Source organism: Mycolicibacter minnesotensis (assembly GCF_010731755.1).
GTDB classification, from domain to species: Bacteria; Actinomycetota; Actinomycetes; order Mycobacteriales; family Mycobacteriaceae; genus Mycobacterium; species Mycobacterium minnesotense.
In genome coordinates this window covers 3,753,163-3,776,601 of record NZ_AP022589.1, presented here as the reverse complement: position 1 = coordinate 3,776,601, position 23,439 = coordinate 3,753,163, and the positions used below count along the sequence as shown (strand labels likewise).

The window sequence follows — 23,439 nt, the reverse complement described above, 5'->3', positions numbered from 1 at the left end:
TCATAGCCGCCATAGTGAACAGGCTGGGGAACATCAGTACAAGATTCAAGGCAGGTTGCCTCACCACTCCACAGCCCGCGTTCGAACCATACTCAGAAATGGCGCCACCTCAGCCATCGCGGTGAAAGCGGCCCGAGCCGAACGGGTTAGTCCCGCCGAGCGACCGCGGCCATAGCCCGGTTGAATCGCCAGAACTATGGGCGGTTCGATCGCGATCCAAGTCGCGCCCGAAGCTTGTCGATTTCAGCACCCATCTGTGCGCCGATCTCGGCGAGAGTCGCGCGCCGTTGGCCCGGGTGGTTGCGAAGCGTCGTGTAGGACGCGGCGAGTAGCCGTGGCGGGGTGAACAGTTTGGCGGAAGGCAGGTCGCGGTTCATCACCTTCAGCAGCGTCGTAGCGCCTTTCGGGTCAGCCGATACGCGCCGGATGACTTCGGCGACCAGCGGCGAGGCCGCCCCAGGCGGTGCCATTTGCATCGCGAACCAGTACATGTCAAGAGCATCGCGGTCCCGCTGCTTCCACCACCGCTTCAGTGCGGAATCTAGTGCCTCAGCAGAACCGGCGGCGGCACTGATAGCCGTCGCCAGCGACTTGGCTTGGCAGAGGGCGTCGGAGATTCCCTGGCCGGGAGAGAAGTCCTTGAAATGCCCGGCGTCCCCGACCAGCGCCCATCCCGGCCCAGCTGATTCTCGAAAGTAGCTGTGCCAGTTGGTCATGACGCGTAGCGGCCCGTCACGATCAGCGTCGCCGACGATGGCATCGAGCTCGGGCCACTGACGAAGTGCGTCGCGGAAATTGGTCTCACGGTCACGGTTGAAGTACTCGATCTCACGGTGGTCGACGCCGACGGCTGCCATGTAGAGGCCCGAGTCCGTCGGACTGGCCAGGAACGAGAAGTTGCCCCTGCGCCCGATACGTAGCCGTGGCTCCTGTGGCCCCGTCGCGAAGTACCCCCACACCGGTACACGCCCGCCGGGCTCCTCCAGATACTTGCGAGCGCCAACGGACTTCGCCACCATCGAACCCCGGCCGTCAGCGCCCACCACCAATGCCGCATCGATGGGTCCATCGGCGGTCTCGATGCCGGCAACGCGTGACTCTGCATTGCGGACCCCGGTAGCCCGGAGGCCGGTCCGCACATCAACCCCCGATTTCACAGCCACATTCACCAACTCGTGGTCAAGAACTGTGCGCCGCACATTCAGACCAAGATGGGGAAACGTATCGCCGAGCGCACCGTCGAGACGCACGTCGTCGATCACCAAACTGAAGCTGTCCAGTTGGGTCGCGCCTCGCGCCAGCACCGGATTCAACGCGCCCAGTTCAGCGAGAATCGCCACGCCCCGAGGTTGAATCACGTGAGTCGATGGCGTCTCACTCGGAAACGTGGCCTTGTCGACCAGACACACCCGCAGGCCTGCCCGCGCCAGGTAAGTGGCGAGCGCAGAGCCTGCACAGCGCGCCCCGACAACGACAACGTCAAATGACTCCATCAACGGCCTCCGCGCCCACTAGGCAGTGGGGGTGAACCTAGCATCGGGGAGAACAGACTGACGTGGGTTCTGCTCGTGCACTGCTCCTTAGGCCGGCCTCGCGATGGACGTGGTCGCAGCCGACCGCGCCGTCCCCGCCGACCGCGATGAGCGACGACCGATTCGACGCTCGGTAACGGTGGCGTGTCGACCCGGCAGCATTGCGGGCGCCAGCCTGGCCGCCAGAAAAGCAATCGCACCTTCCGGCACCGACCAGAAAGGCCTCCCTGGCGGAGTGACCGCCAATGTGCCTGCGACCACTTGGGGCCCAGCCTTGCTGTTGGAGTTTCGGGCGTCTTCCCTGGCGTCCCGTTCCGCCCTGCCGCCTTCGGACAGCCTCTAGTACAGGAGACGCCGGCCATTGCCATCGTCATGCGAACTCCTGTCCGGAACACCGGCCAAAGTGCCAATTATTAAAACTTCAGGTAGTTTTAACGAAACTGTGAGCCGAAGCTGAACCCCGTCGGCGTTAATTCCAGCCCGTCGCACGCCAGTGACCCCGCGTCATCCCCCACAAGTTAGTAAGGAACTGCTGCATGACCAGTCGCTTCAACGCCGGACAACGTCGTTCGACACTGCGATACAGGATGCGGTGCCACGCCCTCGGGGCTGGAAGCGCGTTCAGCGTCTTGCTGGCCTTCAACGTGGCTTCGTTAACCGTCGTACCGCCCGCGCGGGCCGACCTCGGCGATGCACTGGTAAACCTGTTTGGCGAGGATTTAGGCGCGGCAGTCACCGACCTGGGCGCCACCTGGGATGATCAGGCTGCCTGGGCGGTGGTACTGGATCCGGACAGTTGGTCGCTGTTCTTCGACGGTCTGGGTAGCCCGGCAACCTGGGATGCGATCTTGTCGGATCGCAACCTGGCCGGCATCGGGGCAGCTTCGATGGATGCACCCGGCACGTCCGATGCGTCATTCAATTGGAGCGAGATCAACTGGTTGATGCCGTTCGGTAACGGCGCCGACGGCACTCCCCTGCATCCCGACGGGTACGCGGGCGGGTGGCTCTTTGGCAACGGCGGCGCAGGCTGGGACGCCGACGGCACCAGCGCCACCATCGACGGTGGCGCAGGCGGCCAGGGCGGCCTATTCGGTGGTGACGGCGGCGACGGCGGCGACGGCTACCTGGGCGGCAACGGCGGATCCGGCGGTGCCGCCGGCCTGTTCGCCTGGTTCAGCCACGGCGGCGCCGGTGGCAACGGCGGTGACACGGCCTCCACCGGTGGTGTCAGTGGCGCGGGCGGTACCGGCGGCGACGCCGCACTGTGGGGCATGTTCAGCACGGCCGGTATCGGCGGCCAAGGCGGCGACGGCTTGGCCGGTGCCGCCGGACTGACAGGCAGCTTCGCCAACGGTGGCGATGGCAACGGAGGTAACGGCGGCAACGGCGGCAACGGCGGCAACGGCGGTGCCGGCGGCCGGGGTTCGTACCTGTTCGGCGTGGGCGGCACGGGCGGCGCTGCCGGTGTCGGCGGCAAGGGTGGTGCCGGCGGCGCGGGTGCCGATGGCGGCGACGGGATCAGCTCCGACATTGACGGGATTGGTGGTGGCAACGGTGGTCTAGGCGGCAACGGTGGCGCGGCCGGTGCGGCCGGTGCCGGTGGCGCGGGCGGCTGGTTCGCGGGCATCGCCGCTGAGGGCGCGGCCGGCACCAACGGCGTCGGTGGTCTCGGCGGCAACGGCGGTGCCGGTGGCGACGGCTATGACGCCGCTTCAGATGTCAGTGCCGCGGCAGGCACGTCCGGTGGCAACGGTGGCGTCGGCGGTAACGCCGGTCACGGTGGCCAGCAGGCCGGCGGCGGGCCCTCCGCGGCCGACGGCACGGCAGGTGTCGGCGGCAGCGGTGGGGACGGCAAAGACGGCGCAGCTAGTACCTTTGCGGGCGTTGACGGCTTCGCTGGTGGTACCGGTGGCAACGGTGGTGCCGGTGGTTCCGAGACCAACGGAGCGCTCGGCAACGGGGGAAACGGCGGAAACGGCGGAAATGGCGGCGCAGGCTACAACGGTGCTGCTGGCGTAGCCGGTGCAGGGAGCGACATCAACGGCCGCTTCGGTAGCGCGGGCGGTGCCGGCGGCCGCGGTGGCCACGGCGGTAGTGGCACGGTCGGTGGTGCTGGCGGCGCCGGCGGTAGCGGCGGTCAGGGTGGCGACGGCGGGCGGGGCTTCGACGCGATGGTCGGCATCCGTGGCATCGGTGGCAATGGAGGCAACGCCGGTCGCGGCGGCATCGGTGGCGCCGGTGGTGACGGCGGTACCAGCCTCAACGGGACTGGAGGCAACGCCGGCAGCGGTGGCAACGGCGGCAACGCCGGAACCGCAGGTGAGGGCGGCGACGGTTCCGGCGGCGGCGGCTTCAGCGTTGCCAGTGATGGCGGCAACGGCGGCAACGGCGCCAACGGGGGTGTCGGCGGCGCGGCAGGCTTGGTCGGTGCCGGCAGATTCGCAGCGGGCCAACACGGCTTGGCGGGCACCGCCGGAACAGACAGCAATGGTGGCCGGGGAGGCAAGGGCGGCGACGGTTTCGGCGTCATCGGTGAAACCAACTACGGCCAGGACGGCGGAAACGGTGGGGCCGGCGGATGGGGTGGGTCGCACGCCATCGGCGGGGTTGGTGGCACTGGCGGCGCAGGTGCCGCCGGTCCGGATGGTGCGGACGGCTCGACTGGTACCGCGACCAACCCCCAGGGTGGTGACGGCGGTGACGGTGGCCACGGCGGCCGCGCTGGCGTCGGTGGTGTTGGTGGTTACGCGGGCGCAGGTCGCGGGACACAGGCGGCACGGGGTGCACACGGTGAGGCCGGCAGGGGCGGCAATGGCGGGAACGGCGGCGCCGGGTATAACGCGGCCACTGACGCCGACGCGGCTGCGGGAACCTCCGGCGGTAACGGTGGCAACGGTGGCCGGCCCGGTACCGGTGGCGCTAATGTCGGCGGCGGGGGTGCCGCGAAGGGCATGCCCGGCCGCGGCGGTAACGGTGGGGACGGCAAGGACGGCTGGGACAGCACCTTTCCGGGCGTTGACGGCGGCGCCGGTGGCCGCGGCGGCACCGGCGGAAATGGCGGAAATGGGTTGACTGGCCACCTAAGCAGTGGCGGCACTGGCGGCAAGGGCGGCAACGGTGGTGCAGGCTTCAACGGCCTGGCCGGTGTCAACGGAGGCCGCGGCAGTGCCGGGGGCGCCGGGGGTGCCGGGGGCACCGGCGGTAACGGCACTTCCGCTTATCGCCCCGATGGCGACGGTGGCGCCGGTGGCGCCGGTGGCAATGGCGGCACCGGTGGTGCGAGTTCCGACGGAGTGGCCGGCGGCACCGGCGCGCTAGGAAGCCAAGGGAATCCGGGCAGAGGCAGCAGCGGCGGCACCGGAGGCCGCGGAGGTACCGGAGGTACCGGGGGCACCAATAGCCCCTAGCCGCGCCGCGGCGGCAGTGGTCCTGTTGGCGAACGGCACCTTGTCATGCACGCTTTCGAGCAACTGCTGGGCTCCAGGCATCGGATCATCCCGCGCCGACTGCTGCGGTGCTCGGGACCGGCCAGGAGCTCTCTGAGGTGTGCCGGCACCTGCAGATCACCGAATCGACCTGGCATCGCTGGGTTGCCCAGTACGGCGGGATGAAGGCCAGTGATGCCAAGCGCCTCAAGGAACTCGAGGCCGAGAACGCCCGGCTTAAGAAGCTGGTGGCCAACCAGCCCCTCGACATCGACATGCTCAAGGAGATTTCGTCGGGAAACTTATAGGCCCGAACCGCAAGCGCAGCGCCGTGGTGATGCTGCGTGAGCGGTTCGGGGTCTCCGAGCGACGAGCCTGCACGGTGGTCGGCCTGCACCGGTCCACGTTGCGGTTGCAGCCAGCCTCGATCAGCGATGCCGAAGACGAGCTTAGGGCCTGGCTGCGGACGTTCTCCACCGACCGACCCCGCTGGGGCTGGCGACGAGCGGCGATCGCAGCCCGCAAGGCCGGCTGGCTGACCAACAACAAGCGCATCCGCCGCCTGTGGCGCGACGAGGGCCTGCGGGTTCCGCAGCGCCGCAGGAAGAAGCGGCTGACCGGCATCGGGACCGCGGTTGGGGCGATGTGCCCGATCAGGCCGAACGTGATCTGGGCGATGGGCTTTCAGTTCGACACCACCGCCGACGGGCACACTCTGAAGATGCTCAACGTGATCGACGAGTTCACCCGCGAAGCCTTGGCGATCCACGTTGGCCGGGCCATCAACGCCGACGGCGTTGTCGAGGTCCTCGACCGCTTGGCCCTGGTGCACGGAGCACCGAACTACGTGCGGTTCGACAACGGGCCCGAGTTCATCGCCCACGCGGTCAACGACTGGTGCCGGTTCAACGGCACCGGCTCGCTGTTCATCGACCCCCGATCACCTTGGCAGAACGTCTGGATCGAATCGTTCAACGGCCGCCTGCGCGACGAGCTGCTCAACTCGTGGCGCTTCGACTCCCTGCGCGAAGCCCGCGTCATCAGCGAGGACTGGAGGATCGACTCCAGCGCCAACAGACCGCATTCAGCCCACCGCGGACTCACCCCAACCGAGTTCGCCCTACAGTGGACCACGACCCACCAACCCCAAGCCGCATAGCGACTGGACCATCAAACGGGTCCCCCTCATGGTGGTCAATGATTCTGACCACCACGCGGCGATCCCCGAGTTGAGGAGACGTGCAACGCGAGCGCTCGCCGCCCCGCTCACCGAAACCAGTCGTATCTAGTCGAGGCACGGCACACTGACTGAGCACCACCGCTTTGGAGGAAGCCGTGACGAAGGAACCACATCACCCGCGACCTGTCCCGCGTCCGATACCGCTGCGCAACTTGCTTGGCGAACTGGAACCGAAGACCTGCAAACTGCACTGCGCCGTCACAGACGGCAAGGTTGAACCCATTAACGAGCTGGCAACAGACTGGGACGAGTGGGTCGGTTGGAGTCGCTGGCGCGGCGCACGCGACCACTTCAACCGCGACTTCATCTTCACCATGGCGAGGGTGCCGAAGACCCCGAGCCAGTGGTTGTTCGGCGGAGTCTTCGAGGTGACGGGTCGCTCCCCCATCGCCAACACACGCTCCTACGACCTCGAACTGCGCGACGACATCATGGGCGAATACATCAAACGCCTCGTCATCGACTTCCGACCGACAGGGCGGGTCACGCGGCGGAACTTCGAAACCGACCTGGACCAGATGACGGTGGCAGCGATCCACGACAAGCCCTACGAAGGTGACGCCTTTCCCGGACACGACCTCATCAACCACACCTTTCGAGACCTTCGCACCATTGTCCGCCAACGCCGACCCGACTGGCGCATCGCACTGGAATCTATGAAAGGCGTGTACGTCATCCACGATCAACTCACCGGCGAGCCCTACGTCGGAGCGGCGTACGCCGACGAAGGGATTTGGCACCGCATGTGCACCTACGCCGAGACCCTCCACGGCAATAACGTCGGGCTTAAGGCGTTGGTCGGAGCCAAAGGCGAAGCGTACGTCTTGGACAACCTGCGCTTCGCACTGCTTGAACACATGACCAAGCGCACCGAAGATCAACGCGTCATCGACCGCGAGACCTACTGGAAACAAGTTCTGCTGTCACGCACACTCGGCAACAACCGAAACTAGCTCTGCCAGGCTCTATTTCCGATCAGAATATCGGCATCGCCGCCCACCATCGACGGCAAAATCGGGCGCTGATTGACGAACGGATGCTCGGATAGCACCCAGGTGTCAGGTCTGAAAAGGTCGCCCGGATTCGAACCTCCATATAGCGTGGTCAAGTTTCAGGACATCCCAGCCACGTTCCCCAGCGACGCCCGTTACCAGGTCCGCCGCTTTGGACGCGCTCACGCCTCGCTCCCCTGCTCCCAACGCACGAGCTACATATCGCACGACCATCCGATCCGCCTTGACACCAGGCACGTGCGCGAGCATCAGCAGGTACGCCCACGTAATGCCAGAGCTCTGCCCTGGTACAGCACTCCACGCGGACTCCACCTGTTGCGCACGTTCACGGTCCGAAGACAACGCACGCAAGTCCGCCGCACTCCGCACACCTTGACCCGAAAGCGCCTCAACGGCAAGCAATATGGCTTCGGCTTTCAGCGGTGCGCCCTTGGCTGAGGATGTCGGACGACGATTGCCGATGCAATCAGCCCAACCGTCCACGCCGAGTTGCGCAAATGTCGCGGCAAGTTCATCCGCACCATCGGCATTCGGGTCAGCTCCCACATCCCGTCGGAAGCTGCGATACCGCGCAACGACATTCTCCACGGAGGAATAGCGAGCCCCCGTCGAATAAATGGAATCAACAATGCTCAGCGCCAAAGAATTTGGATATCCATCTGGAGCAAACCACCGCATGGGGTCTCCGAGGTCACGCGCGCAAGCAGTCCCTAGAACGGCAACCTCGTGCGACTCGACATCAGGCTCAGCAGCACTCAAAGCCGGAACCGCCCATCGCTGCCGAAGCGAGCCGCTACCGAGCCATTGCGCGATACCACGAGTTCATCTCCCACTACCTCGAACGAGTCGAACGTTTCCGGGTAGTTGACTATCGTTACTCCTCCATACGCCTCCTGCCGAATCTTGAAAACGCGCCGCGATTCATCGAACTCCACTTGCATTTTCATGCCTTTCGCGTACGTGCCACTGCGAACGGCACGAACCTAACAGCAGTCTGCGACACTCCTGCGCCGTTCAGCTCAATCAGGGCAACGGTGGGGGCACTCAACCGGAACTGCTCATCGTTGAGCCTTCGCCGTCGTACGGTTGTCCAGCTCCGCCCATGTGCTGCTTAGTCAGCCTGTCCGCCGTGCGTGCAACACTTCGTGGCATGTCGTCAGAGATGCTGATGTTTGCCGTGGCGGAAGACCGTATGACTTGCGCACCGATGCCTTCTAAGCAGCTCGCCAAGCTGGGGGTCTGGGAAGCCACCCACCTGGAACGTTGGGTGGTCGATCACCCCGAGGTGCTGGGCGAGAACGTTCGCGTCGTCACCACCCAATACAACAAGTGGTCATCAGACTCGGGTGACCTGGCACGAGAACGTCTGGACATCCTCGGACTCGATGCCACAGGCCAGCTTGTGGTCGTGGAACTGAAGCGCGGGACTGACTCCAACGTCCACATGCAGGCGATCACCTACGCAGCGTTGGTCGCAGGGTTCAGCAAGGAAACACTCGCTGACGCCCACGCCGACTACCTCAACCGTGGAACACCCGCACAGCCCCATTCCCCCGCCGATGCCGCCGAGCTGCTCGAAAGTCACGTCGATGGAAGCTGGGACGACGACGTGCTCACCGTCCCCAAGATCATCCTTCTTGCAGAGGATTTCACCGCTCAGACTTACACCACCGTCACATGGCTCTCGAACCTCACCCCGAACCTGGTCATCGAAATGCACACCGTCAACGCCTTCATGCTCGAAGAAGGAATGCCGTGCGTTGTGTTCCGCCGACTGTTCCCCGCTGTAGACCCATCCACCAGAGTCCTGACTCCTGGCGTTGCCGTCTCGACCGCCACCTCAGTGGCGACGAAGATTGCCGAGAGCAATCGGAGGATGCGAACGACCTATCTACTACACGACCTGAAGACCATGCCCGAAGACAGCGAACTCACCTTCGACCTGCAAGGCTTCCGAGACGCAGCGACCGTTGCCCTGGTGGATGCTTGGATCGCGGAGAACCCGCTGCGAGGACGCGCATTCTGGGTCAATGATCGAGCCCGCCCCCTACGCTGGTGCGCCTCGGACACCGAAGAAACCTACACTCCCACGGGACTGACGAAGCACATCATTTCCGAAGCAGGCGGGCGCGGCAACGTCGCGATCAGCGGTTCGGAGGTGTGGAGGTGGCACGGAAAAAGCTTGTACCAGGTCGGCATCGAAGCCGAAACTGCTTCAAGCACGAGCACGGCTAGCGTTGCGCCTGCCTGACACATTCCCCGATCCCATCGCCACCGTCACCTGGACACCCCACGGCGGTGTCCCCCGCACCGTCACGGGCCACTACCTCAGCAGTTGGGCTTGACAAGTTCAGGCAGGGCGGCATTTTCCGTCGCGATTCACGAAACGCTGCCACCCCACACCGCTGCCCCAGAACTGGTCTGAATCGTCGTCCCGACTCAGCGCGCCCAATCCGCAGGCTTCGAGGTAGACCGTTTCATCGGTCACCAAGCGCGCGACTTCTACGCCGTCGCGCATCACCCGATAGTTGGTGTATTTGTCCGGGTCACTGATGCCGCTAAACCAGGTGAATGAGTACCCCGTGTGATCGGAGCCGAATGGCTGCACGCCCTGGCGGTGAGGGATTTTCACCAGCTCCAAGTTCATGGCCACCGAAGACTCAGCTAGGAGCCGTCGCCGCCGGTGTCGTCCATCATCTCTAACAGGTAGTAGGAGGTCAGGTCGGTCAGGTGCTTTTGTATCTGCTGTTCACGAGGCAAGGCGCGGAGAATCGTCGGCAAGAGGCTGAAGAATACGACCAGCCGCCCAGCACCTGCACTTTCCAACCTCTTCAACCTGGTCTGCATCTTCTTCAACTCACCGCGCTCCGCTACGGCATCGTCCATCAGCGCCTGCGCCGGGTTCACGATGTTCGGATTGTCCGTCAGCCCGATCACCGTCGCGCCACTCGACGCGATGTTGACGTAGCTCGCCTCAAGCTCGGTGCGCACTTTCTCGTACGCCGAAGTGAGGGCAGCGATGTACCTCTTCACCGCATCCGTGTCCCGTGTGATGGGAGCCGGCGCAGACTGTCGCTCTTTTCTGAGTAACTCGCTCACACGGTTGCGCTCCTCCACCGCTGCAACGAACTCAATGACGGCTACGTCCAGTGCCTCGTTTCCCATGTCTCCACTGCTGTTCTCGCCGTGCCCGTCTAGCCCCGAAATCACGCCCGGGTTGGCTACAAGTGGTGTTCAAAATGGAAAAAGGGTGTCTCCGATTGCTCGAAAACACCCTCTGACCTGACATCACATCTGTCGGGCTGACAGGATTTGAACCTGCGACCACTTGACCCCCAGTCAAGTGCGCTACCAAACTGCGCCACAGCCCGCCACCGCCGGATCATCTCCGGCAGCAGGTCGAAATGCTACCGCACGCCCGCCGGTGTCCCGAATCCGCGTGAGGACTCCTCGACCACGTAGGCTCGGTGGGCGAGACTGCCCCCCTTGGCAGCGCCACCAACCCCCCAGGAACCCCCACGTATGCAGCGTCGCCCATCGCAATCCCCCGCCACCTGCCCAACCCGGCCCCTAAGCCGATGAGTAGCCCCGACACGGGCGCAGATCCCGCCAGTACCGCCGAAGTCGTCGACGTCGTCGACACCCGCGACACCGTCTTGCTGCTGCAGAAGATGGAGAACCGGCTCATCCGGCACACCCTGCGGCGCCCCGACGTGCTCAGCGCCGAGCAGCTGCGCCGGCTGCGATATCTGCTCAACTTCGCCCGCCTCGATGACTTCGAGCCCGGCGCGGCGGGGCCTGGGGGCACCCGGGGCCGCGGTGATGTGTCGGTGGGCGCGGAGCTGGCCGGGTGGCGGGCCAAGGTCGCCGACAGAATGCGCGGGCCGCTGCGCGAGGAGCGCGACCCGGCGATGGCCCTGATCGCCGCCCGCGACGCCCTCGGCGTGCTAGCCGCCGAACAAGACGAGCAGCGCCGCCTGGTGGCCGAGCGCCACGGCAATGACTTCTCGCTGACCGAACTCGACGCCGAGGTGGGATACAAGAAGCTGGTCACCGTCCTCGGCGGCGGTGGTGGCGCCGGTTTCGTCTACATCGGCGGCATGGAGGCCCTGCTGGAGTCCGGGGCGGTGCCCGACTACCTGATCGGCTCGTCGTTCGGCTCCATCTTGGGTTCGGTGGTCAGCCGGACCCTGCCGGTGCCCATCGAGGAGTACATCCAGTGGTCCAAGACGGTGTCGTTTCGCGCCATCCTGGGCCCTGACCGGCCACGGCGCCGCCACGGCCTGACCGGTGTGTTCGCCCTGAACTTCGACCTGTTCGCCGACGCGATGTTCCGCCGCGAGGACGGCGAGCCGATGCGCATGTCGGATCTGGCCATTCCGTTCGACGCGGTGGTCGCCGGGGTGCGCCGTCAGCCGTTCGCCGCGCTGCCGGGGCGTTATCGCGGCCAGAACCTGGCCGCCCTGCAGCTGCGCTCTTTGCCGTATCTGTCGATCGGTCTGGGCCCGCAGTTGGCCACGCGGATGTGGCAGACCGCCGCCTTCATCGACCCGCGGGTGGTGACCCCGATCGTGATCGGCGGCGATAACCCCGACCGTGATGTCAACGTGGTGGATGCGGCGTCGTTCTCCTCGGCCATCCCCGGGGTGCTGCATCACGAGCCGAAGGATCCGGCCATGGCGCCGATGTTCGACGCGCTGTTGGCCGACAACGACGTGGGCGCCCTGGTGGACGGCGGCGCGGCCAGCAATGTGCCGTTGGAGCTGGCCTGGAAACGCGTCCGCGCCGGCCGGTTGGGCAGCCGCAACGCCTGCTACCTGGCGTTTGACTGCTTCCACCCGCAGTGGGACCCCAAGCACCTGTGGCTGGTGCCGATCACCCAGGCGATCCAGCTGCAGATGGTGCGGAATGCCCCCTATGCCGATCATCTGGTCCGGTTCTCCCCCACGCTGTCCCCGGTGAATCTGGCGCCGGCGGCGGCCACCATCGACCGGGCCTGCCAATGGGGACGCAAGAGCGTCGAGCACGCCGTTCCGGTGGTTTCGGCACTGCTGCAACCGGTCTGGTGGGAGGGCACCCAGCCCGCGGTGGTGACGCCGACGGCGCCCACAGAGCCCGAGCATCCGCACGCCGCGTCCATGGATGAGGTGATGGCCTCGGTCCAGGCGCCGCGCGGCCGCTGGGAACGCTGGCGTCGGCAGAACCCCGCCTAAGACGGTTACACCGTCAACAGGCGGTAGAGCCCGATCAGGCCGACCACCAGGATCACCGCGCGCAGGGCGTTCGGCGACAGCCGGCGCCCGTAGTGACCGCCCAGAAAGCCCCCGATCAGTGAGCCCACGGCGATCAATCCGGCTGCGGGCCAACTGATCCGGTCGAATGCCGTACCGATGTAGGCGGCTGCGGCCACCACGTTGACGGTCAGCACCAGCAGGTTCTTCGCAGCGTTCATCCGCTGCATGGACTCCGGTAGCAGCACCCCCATCACGCCCACCAGCAGAATGCCTTGAGCCGCAGCGAAGTAACCGCCATACACCCCGACCACGAAGGTGCCGATCGCCAGGGCCGCCAGCCGGTGCCCGCTGAGCTCGTCGAGGGAGCGGCCCGCTGCCGCCGCGCGCTGCTGCGCCAGCGACTGGATCTTCGGGCCGATCACCACCAGGGCCAGGGCACCGACCAGCAGTGCCGGCACAATCCGGTTGAAAACGCTTTCGGGCAGGTGCAGCAAGAGGTAGGCCCCCAACACGGCGCCCAGCAGTGATCCCGGTATCTGCCAGCGCAGCCGGTCCCACTGGCCGCGCAGTTCGCGGCGATAGGCCCAGGTGCTCGAGATGCCGCCGGCAACCAGGCCGATCGCGTTGGAGATGGTCGCGGTCAGCGGCGCGAACCCGAGCGTCACCAGCGTCGGAAAAGTGATCAATGTGCCCGAGCCGACCAGGGCGTTGATCGCGCCCGCACCCACCCCTGCCAGGAGGATCAGCACCATCTGCGATACCGGCATCTGCAGCACCCTACGCTGGTCGTGCACCAGACTTGAACGGCCGAGCAGAGAGGGTGACGCGATGATCGGCACTACGGGAAAGCGGGCCGCCGCCGCTGTCGGCGCATTGTGGTTCGCCCTCGGGGCACCGCCGGCGGCCCAGGCCGACCCGGAGGTGCCCGCAGGCCCGTACGCCTTCACCGCCCAGAACGGCCCGTCGCAGCGCGCGGCGACGTGGACCTTCACCCCGTGCGGGCCGGCCTGCACCAGTGTCGACGGGGAGCGCTGGCTACAGAACGCGGAATTTCATCTCAACGGTGGCCGCTGGGAGTACAGCGGGGGCGGCAGCATGGACTGCCCGGTGGATCACACTCCGTTGCCGGTCACCAAGACCGTCAGCTTCGACGCGGTGACATTGGCCGGTCAATGGACCACCGCCACCGCGGCGCAGTGCGGGCGCGGGCCCGCCGGCGGTGTAGTGGGCCAGTGGGATTTTCAGCTCACCAAGAACGGCTAAGGCCCGCAGGTCAGCGAGAACGCTTGGGCGCGCCGCGCTTTTCCCGCATCCGCACATTGATCCGGATCGGGCTGCCCTCGAACCCGAACTGCTCACGCAGCCGCCGCTCCAGGAACCGGCGGTAGCCGGCCTCTAGGAAGCCTGAGGTGAACAACACGAACGTCGGAGGACGCGCGGTCGCCTGGGTGGCGAACAGGATGCGCGGTGCGCGACCGCCACGCGCCGGCGGCGGTGTCGCAGCGACCACCTCTTTGAGCCAGTTGTTGAGCTGACCGGTGGAGATCCGCTTGTCCCAGGAGGCCAGCGAGGTCTCCAAGGCCGGCACCAACTTCTGCACGGCGCGACCGGTTTTCGCTGAGATGTTCACCCGAGGCGCCCAGGCCAGTCGGGCCATATCCCGGTCGATCTCCTTGTCCAGCAGATAACGCCGGTCCTCGTCGACCAAGTCCCACTTGTTGTAGGCCAGCACCACCGCCCGGCCCGCCTCGACCACCATCGAGATCACCCGCTGATCCTGCTCGGTCAGCGGCTGGGACGAATCGACCAACACGATCACCACTTCGGCGGCGTCGATCGCCCCGTGGGTGCGCACCGAGGCGTAGAACTCGTGTCCGCTGGCCTGGCCGACCTTACGGCGCAGCCCGGCGGTGTCGACGAAACGCCAGATCTTGCCGTCCATCTCGATCAGCGAGTCCACCGGGTCCACGGTGGTGCCGGCCACGTCGTGCACCACCGAACGCTCGTCTCCGGCCAACCGGTTGAGCAGCGAGCTCTTGCCCACGTTGGGCTTGCCCACCAGCGCTACGCGGCGCGGCCCTCCCCCGCCGCCTGCGGTCTCGGCCACCTCAGGCAGCTTGGCGATCACCTCGTCGAGCAGATCGGCGACCCCGCGCCCGTGCAAAGCGCTGACCGTGAACGGCTCACCAATCCCCAGCGACCACAGTGCGGCCGCGTCGGATTCGGCGCGCTCACTGTCAACCTTGTTGGCCGCCAAGAACACCGGCTTGCCGGACCGGCGCAGAATCCGCGCGGCAGCCTCATCGCCGGCGGTGGCACCCACCACCGCATCCACCACCAAGATCACCGCGTCGGCGGTACGCATCGCCACCGCGGCCTGCTCAGCCACCAGCTGCTGCAGACCCTTGGCGTCGGGCTCCCAGCCGCCGGTGTCCTGCACCACAAAGCGGCGACCAGTCCACAACGCGTCGTAGGAGACCCGGTCGCGGGTCACCCCGGGCAGGTCCTGCACCACGGCTTCGCGGCGGCCCAGGATCCGGTTGACCAGCGTCGACTTGCCGACGTTGGGCCGGCCCACCACGGCCACCACCGGGGGCGGGCCGGAGTCTTCGACGAGGTCGTCGAAACCGCCCTCTTCGCCGATCTCCCAGTCGCTTTCGTCGACCCAGGTTCCGTCACTCATGGGTCCGTCACTCATCGGTCCGTCACTCATCGGATCGCCCCGCAATGCTGCTCAACCAGGTCCCGCAGATGATCGATCACCTGTGCCTGGGTCATGTCTCCGGTGTCCACGATCACCGCGTCGTCGGCGGGCCGCAACGGCGACACCGCCCTCGTGGAATCCAACTCGTCGCGGCGAAGCACATCAGCGAGCACCCCGGCGTAGTCGTCGCCCAGTCCGGCCGCGATGTTCTGGTCATTGCGCCGTCGGGCGCGGGTCTCGGCCGAGGCGGTCAGGAAGATCTTCACGTCGGCGTCGGGCAGCACCACGGTGCCGATGTCGCGGCCTTCCACCACCACGCCGCCACCAGCGGCCAGCTGCTGCTGGACGGCCACCAGCCGGGTGCGCACGGCCGCAACCGCCGACACCGCCGACACCGCGCGGGTCACCGCGTCACCGCGGATCTCCCGCGACACGTCTTCGTCGCCCAGAAAAGCGCGGTCGCCCTCAGGCTGGGAGTCGACGGCGACCTCGACACGCTCGGCGAGTGCGCCGATCGCCTCGGTGTCCTCCAGAGCGATCCCGGCACGCAGCACCGCCAGGGTGACCACCCGGTACATGGCACCGGTGTCCAGATAGCGTGACCCCAGGGCCTGCGCCAATCCCCTTGCCACTGTGGACTTTCCGGTGCCGGCCGGCCCGTCGATGGCGACGACGGACGCACGGGTGCTCATAGGCCGACCGCCTTGTAGAGTTCCCCGATCTCCTTGCTGGTCAACGCCCGGATGCTGCCGGCACGCTGCTCCCCCAGCGTCACCGAACCGATGTCGGTGCGCACCAGCTCCTGTACCGGGAATCCGACCGCGGCCAGCAGCCGCCGCACGATCCGCTTGCGACCCTCGTGCAGCGTCACCCGCACCATCGACTTACCAGGGACCGCGTCGACCACGGCGAAGTCGTCGACCTTCGCCGGGCCGTCGTCGAGTTCGACGCCCTCGCGCAGCTTCTTGCCGAACCCGCGGGGAACGGCGCCCAGCACGGTGGCCACATAGGTCTTGGGCACCCGATACGACGGGTGCATCAACCGGTGCGCCAGCTCCCCATCGTTGGTCAGCAGCATCAGACCCTCGGTGTCGGCGTCCAGACGCCCCACGTGAAACAGCTTGGCGTCACCGCGAACCCGGTGCTCGACGTAGTCGCCGATGCAGGGCCGTCCGCGTTCGTCCGACATGGTCGAGTGCACTCCGCGCGGCTTGTTCAGCGCGAGATAGACCCGGGTGTCATCCACCGTCACCCGCGCCCCGTCGACCCGGATCACCGATGCCGACGGGTCCACCCGGGTGCCCAGTTCGGTGACCACTCGGCCGTCCACCTCGACCCGGCCATCGCGGATCATCCGCTCGGCCACCCGACGCGAGGCCACACCGGCCTGCGACAGCACCTTCTGCAGGCGCACGCCCTCTTGATCTTCGTCCGGCCACGCCATCAGAGGTGGTCCACATCGAAGGCCAGCGGCTGATTGGCCGCGGGGGCACCGCCGAGTTTCATGAAACGCGGTTCGCTGTCCAGGGTTTCGCTCATTTCATCAATCACGTCCACATCGGGCAACAGCGGCGCGATGTCGGGCAGGTCAGTCAGGGACGACAGACCGAGCCGCTCCAGGAACAGCTCGGTGGTCGAGAACGTCACCGCACCGGTATCGGGGTCGGCGCCGGCCTCGGTGATCAGGCCGCGCGCCACCAGGGTCCGGATCACTGCGTCGACGTTGACACCGCGCACCGCGCTGACGCGCGCCCGCGTCACGGGCTGACGGTAGGCGACCACCGCCAGGGTCTCCAGCGCGGCGCGGGTCAGCTTGGAGCGGGCACCGTCGAGCAACAGCCGCTCCACATACGGCGCGAACCGGGAGCGGGTGTAGAGCCGCCAGCCACCGCCGGCCTCACGCAGGTCGATGCCGCTGTCGCGTTCGGTGAACTCCTCGGCCATGGTCCGCAGCTTGGCGGTGATCCGGTAGACCGGCTGATCGGTCGCGGTTGCCAGCGCCTCGACCGGCACCGGGGTGTCGACCACCAGCAGCAGGGCTTCGAGCACCGACCCGAGCTCGGCATCCTCGAGTTCGGGGGCCAGGGCGACGTCGATCCCCAGATCCGAGCCCGACGGAACGACCGAGGGCGCCGCAGCCTCGTGGTCGGCCACCGACTCGGCAGCCTCGGAGGTCTCGGGAGCCTCCGACAGGTCGGAGTCGGGCATAGGGTCAGTCATTAATTCGTCTCGCACTACTCGGCCGATTCTGCTTTCACCAGGTCTTCATTGGTGGGACGCTCTCCCGTCCACGACACCTGGAGCACACCAAGTGGTTCTGACTGCTCAAATGCTACCGCCCTGGCCCGATACAGTTCGAGCAGCGCCAGGAAGCGGCCGACGATCTGGATCGGCATCGAGCAGTCGGCGACCAATTCGGAGAACGACGCCCACTGGCCGGTACCGCGAGCCTCCAGCAGCCGCAACACCACACCGGCCTGCTCGGGAACCGACACCATCACCTGGTGCAGGTGTTCTAGGCCCACCACCGGCACCGGACGCGGCGTGAACGCCGCCGCAGCGATCTGGGCGAACGACTCGGCGTCCACACCGAGCATCACTTCGGGCAACAGGTTGGCGAAGCTGTCTTCCAGTGCCACTGCGCGCGGGTAGCTGCGCAGGGCGGCGGCCTCCAATTCGGCGAACATCTGCGCGACGTGCTTGAACGCCCGGTACTGCAAAAGCCGCGCGAACAGTAGGTCGCGGACCTCCAGCAGCGCCAGGTCCTCTTCGTCGTCGACCTGGCCGGCCGGCAGCAGCCGGGCCGCTTTGAGGTCGAGCAGTGTCGCAGCAATAACCAGAAATGCCGTGGTCTCTTCGAGCTCCAGCTGCGCGCCGACGTCGCGGGTGTAGGCGATGAAGTCATCGGTGACCTGGTGCAGCGCCACTTCGGTGACGTCGAGGCGGTGCGCGAAGATCAGTTGCAGCAGCAGGTCGAACGGACCCTCGAAGTTGGTCAGCCGGACCTGGAAGCCGCTGGGGTCGGCGGGGGCGTCGGGCGTCTCGGCGTCGGCGTTCACGCGCCGAATCGGTCGATGACTTCGCGGGCCAACGCGCGATAGGCCTGCGCGCCGCCCGATTTCGGCGCCCAGGTGGTGATGGGCTCGCCCGCCACCGTGGTCTCGGGGAACCGCACGGTACGGGTGATCACCGTGTCGAACACCAGGTCGCCGAAACGCTCGACCACCCGCGACATGACCTCACGGGAGTTGACCGTGCGCGGGTCATACCGGGTCAACAGGATTCCGCTGATCTCCAGCTTCGGGTTGAGCCGGTCACGGACCTTGTCGACGGTGTCGGTCAGCAGCGCCAGGCCGCGCAGCGAGAAATACTCGCATTCGGTCGGGATCACCACGCCGTCGGCGCAGGCCAGCCCGTTGACGGTGAGCAAGCCCAGCGACGGCTGGCAGTCGATCAGCAGGTAGTCATAGCGGTCCAGCACCGGAGTCAGCGCCCGGGCCAGGGAATGCTCGCGCCCCACCTCGTTGACCAGCTGAATCTCGGCCGCCGACAGGTCGATGTTGGACGGCACCAGGTCCAGGTTCTCCACCCCGGTGTGCACCACCACGTCATCGATACCCACGCGCGGCTCGACCAGCAGATTGTGGACGGTATGCGCCAGGTCGTAGTGCGGCACACCGAGCCCGGCCGACAGAGCGCCTTGGGGGTCCAGGTCGACCAGCAGCACGCGGCGGCCGTATTCGGCCAGCGCAGCACCGAGATTGATGGTGGAGGTCGTCTTACCGACGCCACCCTTCTGATTGCACATCGCAATGACCTTGGCCGGGCCGTGCGTCGAACGGGGCTGCGGCTCGGGGATATTCCGCGGCGGACGTCCCGTCAAGCCGACGCCGGGGCTGTCGTCGTCGCTCATGGCCGGACCGGCGCTGTGGTGGCGGACATCCGCAGAAGTCTAATAGGTGACCGGCAGCTGTATTAGCCACATGACCAGTGATTGTGGGCGCCGGCGGCCATAAGATCGCCTCTATGAGCCTGAAACGACGTCTCCCCTTCCTGCGGTGGTCGTTCCTGCGGATGGCGACCGGCGCACGCAACATCGTCACCACCGGCCAGATCGGCGACGGCCGCGAGGCCGCGGCGGTCGATTTCGTACTGGCCAACGCCCGGCCCGGTGACCTCGATGACGTGATCGCCCGCATCGACGAATTCGCCTACGAGAAGTCTTTGCTGATCAACATCGGTGACGAGAAGGGCCTGCTGCTCGACTCCGCCGTGGTGCGGGCCAATCCGGGGCTGGCCCTGGAACTGGGCACCTACTGCGGCTACAGCGCCCTGCGAATCGCGCGGGCCGCGCCGGCGGCACGGATCTACTCGATCGAGCTGGCCGAAGCCAATGCCGCCAACGCGCGACGGATCTGGGCGCACGCCGGGGTGGCCGACCGGGTGACCTGCGTGGTGGGCACCCTCGGTGACGGCGGACGCACGCTGGACACCCTGACCGCCAAACACGGCTTCGCCGCCGGCGGGCTGGACTTCCTGTTCATCGACCACGACAAGGACGCCTACCTGCCTGACCTGCAGGCCATCCTGGACCGGGGCTGGTTGCATCCGGGCGCTGTGGTGGTGGCCGACAACGTCAAGATTCCCGGGGCGCCGCGGTACCGCGAGTACATGCAGGCCCAGCAGGGTTCGCACTGGGACACCGTCGAACACCGCACCCATGTGGAGTATCAGAGCCTGCTGCACGATCTGGTGCTGGAGTCGACCTACCTGGGCGGTTAGCGAGGCTCGACGAAGGAGAGCCGAAGCTGGACCGCCCAAACAGGCTGGGCGGTAGTTAGCGGGCTCGCGGGTGCGCGCCGGCCCACACCTCACGCAGGGCATTGACGGTCACCAGGGTGTAGATCTGGGTGGTGGTCACCGAGGCGTGCCCGAGCAGTTCCTGCACCACGCGCACGTCGGCACCACCGTCAAGCAGGTGAGTGGCAAACGAATGGCGCAGGGTGTGCGGTGACACCTGCGCGGTGATCCCGGCCCGCTCGGCGGTGTCCTGCAACACCTGCCAGGCGCTTTGGCGCGACAGCCGCCCACCTCGGGCATTGAGGAACACCGCCGGGGTGCCACGGCCGCGGCCGGCCAGGTCTGGGCGTCCTCGCACCAGGTAGGCATCCAGTGCCGCCACCGCCGGACGGCCCACCGGCACCAGGCGCTGCTTGCCGCCCTTGCCGCGCAACAGCACCGACCGGTCGGCGACATCGATGTCGTCGAGGTCCAGTCCCACGGCCTCTGAGATACGAGATCCGGTGGAGTACAGCATCTCCAGCAGCGCACGATTGCGCAGCGTCAGCGGCCCGTCCGAGGCGCTGTCGCCGCCGGCGCCGGCCAACAGCGCGGCCACCTCGTCGACGGTCAGGCTCTTGGGCAGACGACGCCCCGGGGTGGGCGGTTTGACCGAACGCGCCACGTCCGCCGCCACCAGGCCCTCCGCGGCGGCGAACCGATGCAGGCCGCGTACCGCGATCAGGGCGCGGCCCGCCGAGACCGCCGACAGTTCGGGTACGCCGTTGTCGGGGTCACCGCGGCGCAGCGCGACCAGGAATTCGGTGACATCGCCTTCGGTGACACCGGCCAGGTCTTCGACACCGCGCGACAGCAGATGCTCGCGGTAGCGGCGCAGGTCGCGCCGATACGAACTCAACGTGTTCGCTGCAACCCCGCGCTCGATGGTCAGGTGGTCCAGATACCCCTGCATCTGCCCGTTCAACGGGCACACCGGCTGGGTCGCCGCGGTCATGGCCGTTGCTGCCTTGCGGCGAACGCTCGAGGTTGGTCGACCCACTCGGCATCGCGGTCACGCAGCTCGGCGAATCCCTGACTGTGCGTGTAGGCGGCCAGAATCCCCGCCACCGCAATGGCATTGACGATCTCACCGCGGAACACCATCCGGGCTGCCTCGGCCAGCGAATACCACTCCAGTTTGAGGTCGGCTTCTTCGTCGTGGGCCTCGGGGCGATCCACCTTGGTCAGGCCGGTGGCCAGATAGACCCGGACCGACTCGTCACAGAAGCCCGGTGTGGAGGCCAGATCCACCAACACCTTCCAGCTGGTGGCCGTCAGGCCCGCCTCCTCGACCAGTTCGCGGCCGGCAGTCTGGTGCGCCGGCTCGCCATCGACGTCGAGCAGGCCCGCGGGAAGCTCCCACAACCGGCGGCCCAGCGCATGCCGGTACTGATAGATCAGCGGAATCCGGCCCTGGTCATCCATGGCGACCACCGCGACCGCCCCGAAATGCTCCACCACCTCGCGGGTGGCCGTGGCGCCTCCCGGCATCACCACCTCGTCGCGGCGCAGCGCAAAGATCTTGCCGCTGTGCAGCAGCTGCGACGACGTGGTCGTGAAGACGTGGTCAGCCACGGGTGACGTGTTCCGACAGCGTCTCTTGGTCGGGGTCGGGCGCGTCGTGGTCGGCGCCATGGGGCTCGTGGGCGTGCTCAGGGATCTCCACCGGCAACCGCTCGGCCGCCTTGTAGTCCATGGCCGCACCGATGAACGCGGCGAACAGCGGATGCGCCCGGGTGGGCCGGCTCTTGAGCTCCGGGTGGGCTTGGGTGCCCACCAGGAACGGGTGCACATCGCGGGGGTACTCGACGAACTCCACCAGCTTGCCGTCCGGGGACGTTCCGGAGAATCGCAGCCCACTCTCGGCGATCCGGTCGCGGTAGGCGTTGTTGACCTCGAAACGATGCCGGTGACGCTCGGAGACCTCGGTGGCCTGATACGCCTCGGCCACAATCGAATCCGCTTCCAGCACCGCCGGGTAGGCGCCCAGGCGCATGGTGCCGCCCAGGTCGGCGGTCCCGGCGACGGCATCCTGCTGGTCGGCCATGGTCGCGATCACCGGGTCGGGGGTCTCCGGGTCGAACTCCGCCGAGCTGGCATCGGTGATCCCGGCAACGCGGGCGGCGTCGATCACGATGCACTGCAGACCCAGGCATAGTCCCAGCACCGGCAGCGCGTGGGTGCGGGCGTAGGCGATGGCACCGATCTTGCCTTCGATGCCCCGAATGCCGAACCCGCCGGGGATCAGCACACCGTGCATCTCCCCCAGCGCGGCGGCAGCGCCGGCCGGTGTCTCGCACGCGTCGGAGGCCACCCAGTGGATCTCCACCTTCGCGAAGTGGGTGAAGCCACCGGCCCGCAGCGCCTCGGTCACCGACAGGTACGCGTCCGACAAGTCGATGTACTTGCCCACCAAAGCGATTCGTACGGTCTCGTGGGGTTCGTGGACGCGCCGCAACAGCTCGTCCCATTCGGTCCAGTCGACGTCTTTGAAGGGCAGGTTCAGGCGACGCACCACGTAGGCGTCGAGTTCCTCGCGGTGCAGCACCTTGGGAATGTCATAGATCGACGGCGCGTCGGGGGTGGAGATGACGCCGTCGATGTCGACGTCACACATCAGCGCGATCTTGTTCTTCAGCGCCTCCGGGACGTCACGATCACACCGCAGGATCAACGCGTCGGGGGTGATGCCGATGCTGCGCAATGCGGCCACCGAGTGCTGGGTGGGCTTGGTCTTGAGCTCACCGGACGGCGCCAGGTAGGGCACCAGCGACACGTGCAGGAAGAAGACGTTGTCGCGGCCCACGTCGTGGCGGATCTGGCGGGCGGCCTCCAGGAAGGGCTGCGACTCGATGTCGCCGACGGTGCCGCCGATCTCGGTGATCACCACGTCGGGGCGATTGCCGCTGGCGTCGGGTTCAGACATCGCCAGGATGCGCCGCTTGATCTCGTCGGTGATGTGCGGAATCACCTGCACGGTGTCGCCGAGGTATTCACCGCGGCGTTCCTTGGCGATGACCGTCGAATACACCTGGCCCGTGGTCACATTCGCCGAACCGGACAGGTCGCGGTCCAGGAATCGCTCATAGTGGCCGACGTCGAGGTCGGTCTCGGCACCGTCCTCGGTGACGAACACCTCGCCGTGCTGGAACGGGTTCATCGTCCCAGGATCGACGTTGAGATAAGGGTCCAGCTTCTGCATGGTGACCTGAATACCCCGGGCGATCAACAACTGGCCCAAGCTACTTGCGGTCAAACCCTTACCCAGCGAGGACGCAACTCCACCCGTGACGAAGAGATGCTTCGGCTCGGTTTGCGGATGCTTTCGCAGTGGTGGCAACACCAACCTCCGTGACGACGGCGCAGGAACTTGAGGGCCTGCCGACCCACGGAATCTCACCCTAACACCGACCCGGCGTCTCGACTCCAGACACGCCCGGCAGTCTTCG

Annotated in this window: 19 protein-coding genes, 1 tRNA gene and 1 pseudogene; 7 read left to right on the top strand and 14 right to left on the bottom strand. The window is 66.8% G+C overall.

Annotated features, from left to right (window positions below; all coding sequences use genetic code 11):
* Positions 1-194 precede the first annotated feature (194 nt).
* Positions 195-1,493, bottom strand: a complete 1,299-nt coding sequence (locus G6N09_RS17390) for an NAD(P)/FAD-dependent oxidoreductase (RefSeq protein WP_083022860.1) — start codon at positions 1,491-1,493, stop codon at positions 195-197.
* 575 nt (positions 1,494-2,068) lie between these two features.
* On the opposite strand from G6N09_RS17390, the gene G6N09_RS20375 reads away from it, so the two are divergent.
* The 4 genes and pseudogenes from G6N09_RS20375 to G6N09_RS17370 all read left to right on the top strand — a co-directional run bounded on the left by G6N09_RS20375 (position 2,069) and on the right by G6N09_RS17370 (position 9,464).
* Positions 2,069-4,942: a PGRS repeat-containing protein gene (locus G6N09_RS20375; protein ID WP_163752847.1), complete on the top strand. Its 2,874-nt coding sequence runs from the start codon at positions 2,069-2,071 to the stop codon at positions 4,940-4,942.
* Positions 4,943-5,049: 107 nt separating this feature from the next.
* Positions 5,050-6,119 (top strand): annotated as a pseudogene (locus G6N09_RS17380) (IS3 family transposase); the annotation flags it as partial.
* 176 nt (positions 6,120-6,295) lie between these two features.
* Positions 6,296-7,153, top strand: a complete 858-nt coding sequence (locus G6N09_RS17375; RefSeq protein ID WP_133053068.1) for a GIY-YIG nuclease family protein — start codon at positions 6,296-6,298, stop codon at positions 7,151-7,153.
* Between the two features lie 1,210 nt (positions 7,154-8,363).
* Positions 8,364-9,464 (top strand): PDDEXK family nuclease, encoded by a 1,101-nt coding sequence (locus G6N09_RS17370; protein WP_234806909.1) that lies wholly within the window; start codon positions 8,364-8,366, stop codon positions 9,462-9,464.
* A gap of 99 nt (positions 9,465-9,563) precedes the next feature.
* Here the strand turns inward: G6N09_RS17370 and G6N09_RS17365 are convergent, their stop codons facing one another.
* The 3 genes from G6N09_RS17365 to G6N09_RS17355 form a co-directional block, all read right to left on the bottom strand.
* Positions 9,564-9,866 (bottom strand): hypothetical protein, encoded by a 303-nt coding sequence (locus tag G6N09_RS17365; RefSeq protein WP_163752846.1) that lies wholly within the window; start codon positions 9,864-9,866, stop codon positions 9,564-9,566.
* Between the two features lie 11 nt (positions 9,867-9,877).
* Positions 9,878-10,378, bottom strand: coding sequence for a hypothetical protein (locus tag G6N09_RS17360; RefSeq protein WP_133053067.1), 501 nt, complete (start codon positions 10,376-10,378; stop codon positions 9,878-9,880).
* 132 nt (positions 10,379-10,510) lie between these two features.
* A tRNA-Pro gene (locus tag G6N09_RS17355) sits at positions 10,511-10,584 on the bottom strand.
* Between the two features lie 207 nt (positions 10,585-10,791).
* On the opposite strand from G6N09_RS17355, the gene G6N09_RS17350 reads away from it, so the two are divergent.
* Positions 10,792-12,426, top strand: coding sequence for a patatin-like phospholipase family protein (locus G6N09_RS17350; RefSeq protein WP_083022854.1), 1,635 nt, complete (start codon positions 10,792-10,794; stop codon positions 12,424-12,426).
* 5 nt (positions 12,427-12,431) lie between these two features.
* Here G6N09_RS17350 and G6N09_RS17345 read toward each other — a convergent pair whose 3' ends face one another.
* Entirely contained in the window at positions 12,432-13,214 is a 783-nt protein-coding gene (locus tag G6N09_RS17345; RefSeq protein WP_083023427.1) for a sulfite exporter TauE/SafE family protein, read from the bottom strand.
* A 61-nt stretch (positions 13,215-13,275) separates the two neighbouring features.
* Between G6N09_RS17345 and G6N09_RS17340 the strand changes: the two genes are divergently transcribed.
* The gene (locus G6N09_RS17340) at positions 13,276-13,710 is read left to right on the top strand and encodes a hypothetical protein (RefSeq protein ID WP_083022853.1); all 435 of its coding nucleotides are present in this window, start codon (positions 13,276-13,278) and stop codon (positions 13,708-13,710) included.
* Positions 13,711-13,720: 10 nt separating this feature from the next.
* On the opposite strand, the gene der is transcribed toward G6N09_RS17340, so the two are convergent.
* The 6 genes from der to G6N09_RS17310 are packed head-to-tail and all read right to left on the bottom strand — an operon-like array spanning position 13,721 to position 19,064.
* The gene (der, locus tag G6N09_RS17335; RefSeq protein WP_407662625.1) at positions 13,721-15,160 is read right to left on the bottom strand and encodes a ribosome biogenesis GTPase Der; all 1,440 of its coding nucleotides are present in this window, start codon (positions 15,158-15,160) and stop codon (positions 13,721-13,723) included.
* A complete protein-coding gene (gene cmk / locus G6N09_RS17330; RefSeq protein WP_083022852.1) occupies positions 15,157-15,843 on the bottom strand; it encodes a (d)CMP kinase in 687 nt (228 codons plus the stop codon). The genes der and cmk overlap by 4 nt, the downstream gene beginning before the upstream one ends.
* Positions 15,840-16,595, bottom strand: a complete 756-nt coding sequence (locus G6N09_RS17325) for a pseudouridine synthase (protein ID WP_083022851.1) — start codon at positions 16,593-16,595, stop codon at positions 15,840-15,842. Before G6N09_RS17325 ends, cmk begins: the two co-directional genes overlap by 4 nt.
* Positions 16,595-17,371, bottom strand: coding sequence for an SMC-Scp complex subunit ScpB (scpB, locus tag G6N09_RS17320; RefSeq protein WP_083022850.1), 777 nt, complete (start codon positions 17,369-17,371; stop codon positions 16,595-16,597). The genes G6N09_RS17325 and scpB overlap by 1 nt, the downstream gene beginning before the upstream one ends.
* 14 nt (positions 17,372-17,385) lie before the next feature.
* Positions 17,386-18,210, bottom strand: a complete 825-nt coding sequence (locus G6N09_RS17315) for a segregation/condensation protein A (protein ID WP_083022849.1) — start codon at positions 18,208-18,210, stop codon at positions 17,386-17,388.
* Positions 18,207-19,064: a ParA family protein gene (locus G6N09_RS17310; RefSeq protein WP_083022848.1), complete on the bottom strand. Its 858-nt coding sequence runs from the start codon at positions 19,062-19,064 to the stop codon at positions 18,207-18,209. Before G6N09_RS17310 ends, G6N09_RS17315 begins: the two co-directional genes overlap by 4 nt.
* A gap of 113 nt (positions 19,065-19,177) precedes the next feature.
* Here G6N09_RS17310 and G6N09_RS17305 point away from each other — a divergent pair, with 113 nt between their 5' ends.
* Positions 19,178-19,933, top strand: a complete 756-nt coding sequence (locus G6N09_RS17305; RefSeq protein WP_083022847.1) for a class I SAM-dependent methyltransferase — start codon at positions 19,178-19,180, stop codon at positions 19,931-19,933.
* Positions 19,934-19,988: 55 nt separating this feature from the next.
* Here G6N09_RS17305 and xerD read toward each other — a convergent pair whose 3' ends face one another.
* From xerD to G6N09_RS17290, 3 genes are read right to left on the bottom strand one after another with little or no spacing between them, the layout of a single operon-like run.
* Positions 19,989-20,945: a site-specific tyrosine recombinase XerD gene (xerD, locus tag G6N09_RS17300; protein WP_083022846.1), complete on the bottom strand. Its 957-nt coding sequence runs from the start codon at positions 20,943-20,945 to the stop codon at positions 19,989-19,991.
* Entirely contained in the window at positions 20,942-21,565 is a 624-nt protein-coding gene (locus tag G6N09_RS17295) for an NUDIX domain-containing protein (RefSeq protein WP_083022845.1), read from the bottom strand. The genes xerD and G6N09_RS17295 overlap by 4 nt, the downstream gene beginning before the upstream one ends.
* On the bottom strand, positions 21,558-23,321 hold the full coding sequence (locus G6N09_RS17290; protein WP_083023422.1) for a CTP synthase: 1,764 nt from the start codon (positions 23,319-23,321) through the stop codon (positions 21,558-21,560). The genes G6N09_RS17295 and G6N09_RS17290 overlap by 8 nt, the downstream gene beginning before the upstream one ends.
* Positions 23,322-23,439: the final 118 nt, after the last annotated feature.

Excerpts from the sequence above, each read along its gene's own strand:
- G6N09_RS17390 (WP_083022860.1), bottom strand. The coding sequence starts at position 1,493 with ATGGAGTCATTTGACGTTGTCGTTGTCGGGGCGCGCTGTGCAGGCTCT.
- scpB (WP_083022850.1), bottom strand. The coding sequence starts at position 17,371 with ATGACTGACCCTATGCCCGACTCCGACCTGTCGGAGGCTCCCGAGACC.
- G6N09_RS20375 (WP_163752847.1), top strand. The coding sequence starts at position 2,069 with ATGACCAGTCGCTTCAACGCCGGACAACGTCGTTCGACACTGCGATAC.
- G6N09_RS17370 (WP_234806909.1), top strand. The coding sequence starts at position 8,364 with ATGTCGTCAGAGATGCTGATGTTTGCCGTGGCGGAAGACCGTATGACT.
- der (WP_407662625.1), bottom strand. The coding sequence starts at position 15,160 with ATGAGTGACGGACCGATGAGTGACGGACCCATGAGTGACGGAACCTGG.
- G6N09_RS17350 (WP_083022854.1), top strand. The coding sequence starts at position 10,792 with ATGAGTAGCCCCGACACGGGCGCAGATCCCGCCAGTACCGCCGAAGTC.
- G6N09_RS17360 (WP_133053067.1), bottom strand. The coding sequence starts at position 10,378 with ATGGGAAACGAGGCACTGGACGTAGCCGTCATTGAGTTCGTTGCAGCG.
- xerD (WP_083022846.1), bottom strand. The coding sequence starts at position 20,945 with ATGACCGCGGCGACCCAGCCGGTGTGCCCGTTGAACGGGCAGATGCAG.
- G6N09_RS17340 (WP_083022853.1), top strand. The coding sequence starts at position 13,276 with ATGATCGGCACTACGGGAAAGCGGGCCGCCGCCGCTGTCGGCGCATTG.
- G6N09_RS17325 (WP_083022851.1), bottom strand. The coding sequence starts at position 16,595 with ATGGCGTGGCCGGACGAAGATCAAGAGGGCGTGCGCCTGCAGAAGGTG.
- G6N09_RS17305 (WP_083022847.1), top strand. The coding sequence starts at position 19,178 with ATGAGCCTGAAACGACGTCTCCCCTTCCTGCGGTGGTCGTTCCTGCGG.
- G6N09_RS17310 (WP_083022848.1), bottom strand. The coding sequence starts at position 19,064 with ATGAGCGACGACGACAGCCCCGGCGTCGGCTTGACGGGACGTCCGCCG.
- G6N09_RS17345 (WP_083023427.1), bottom strand. The coding sequence starts at position 13,214 with ATGCCGGTATCGCAGATGGTGCTGATCCTCCTGGCAGGGGTGGGTGCG.
- cmk (WP_083022852.1), bottom strand. The coding sequence starts at position 15,843 with ATGAGCACCCGTGCGTCCGTCGTCGCCATCGACGGGCCGGCCGGCACC.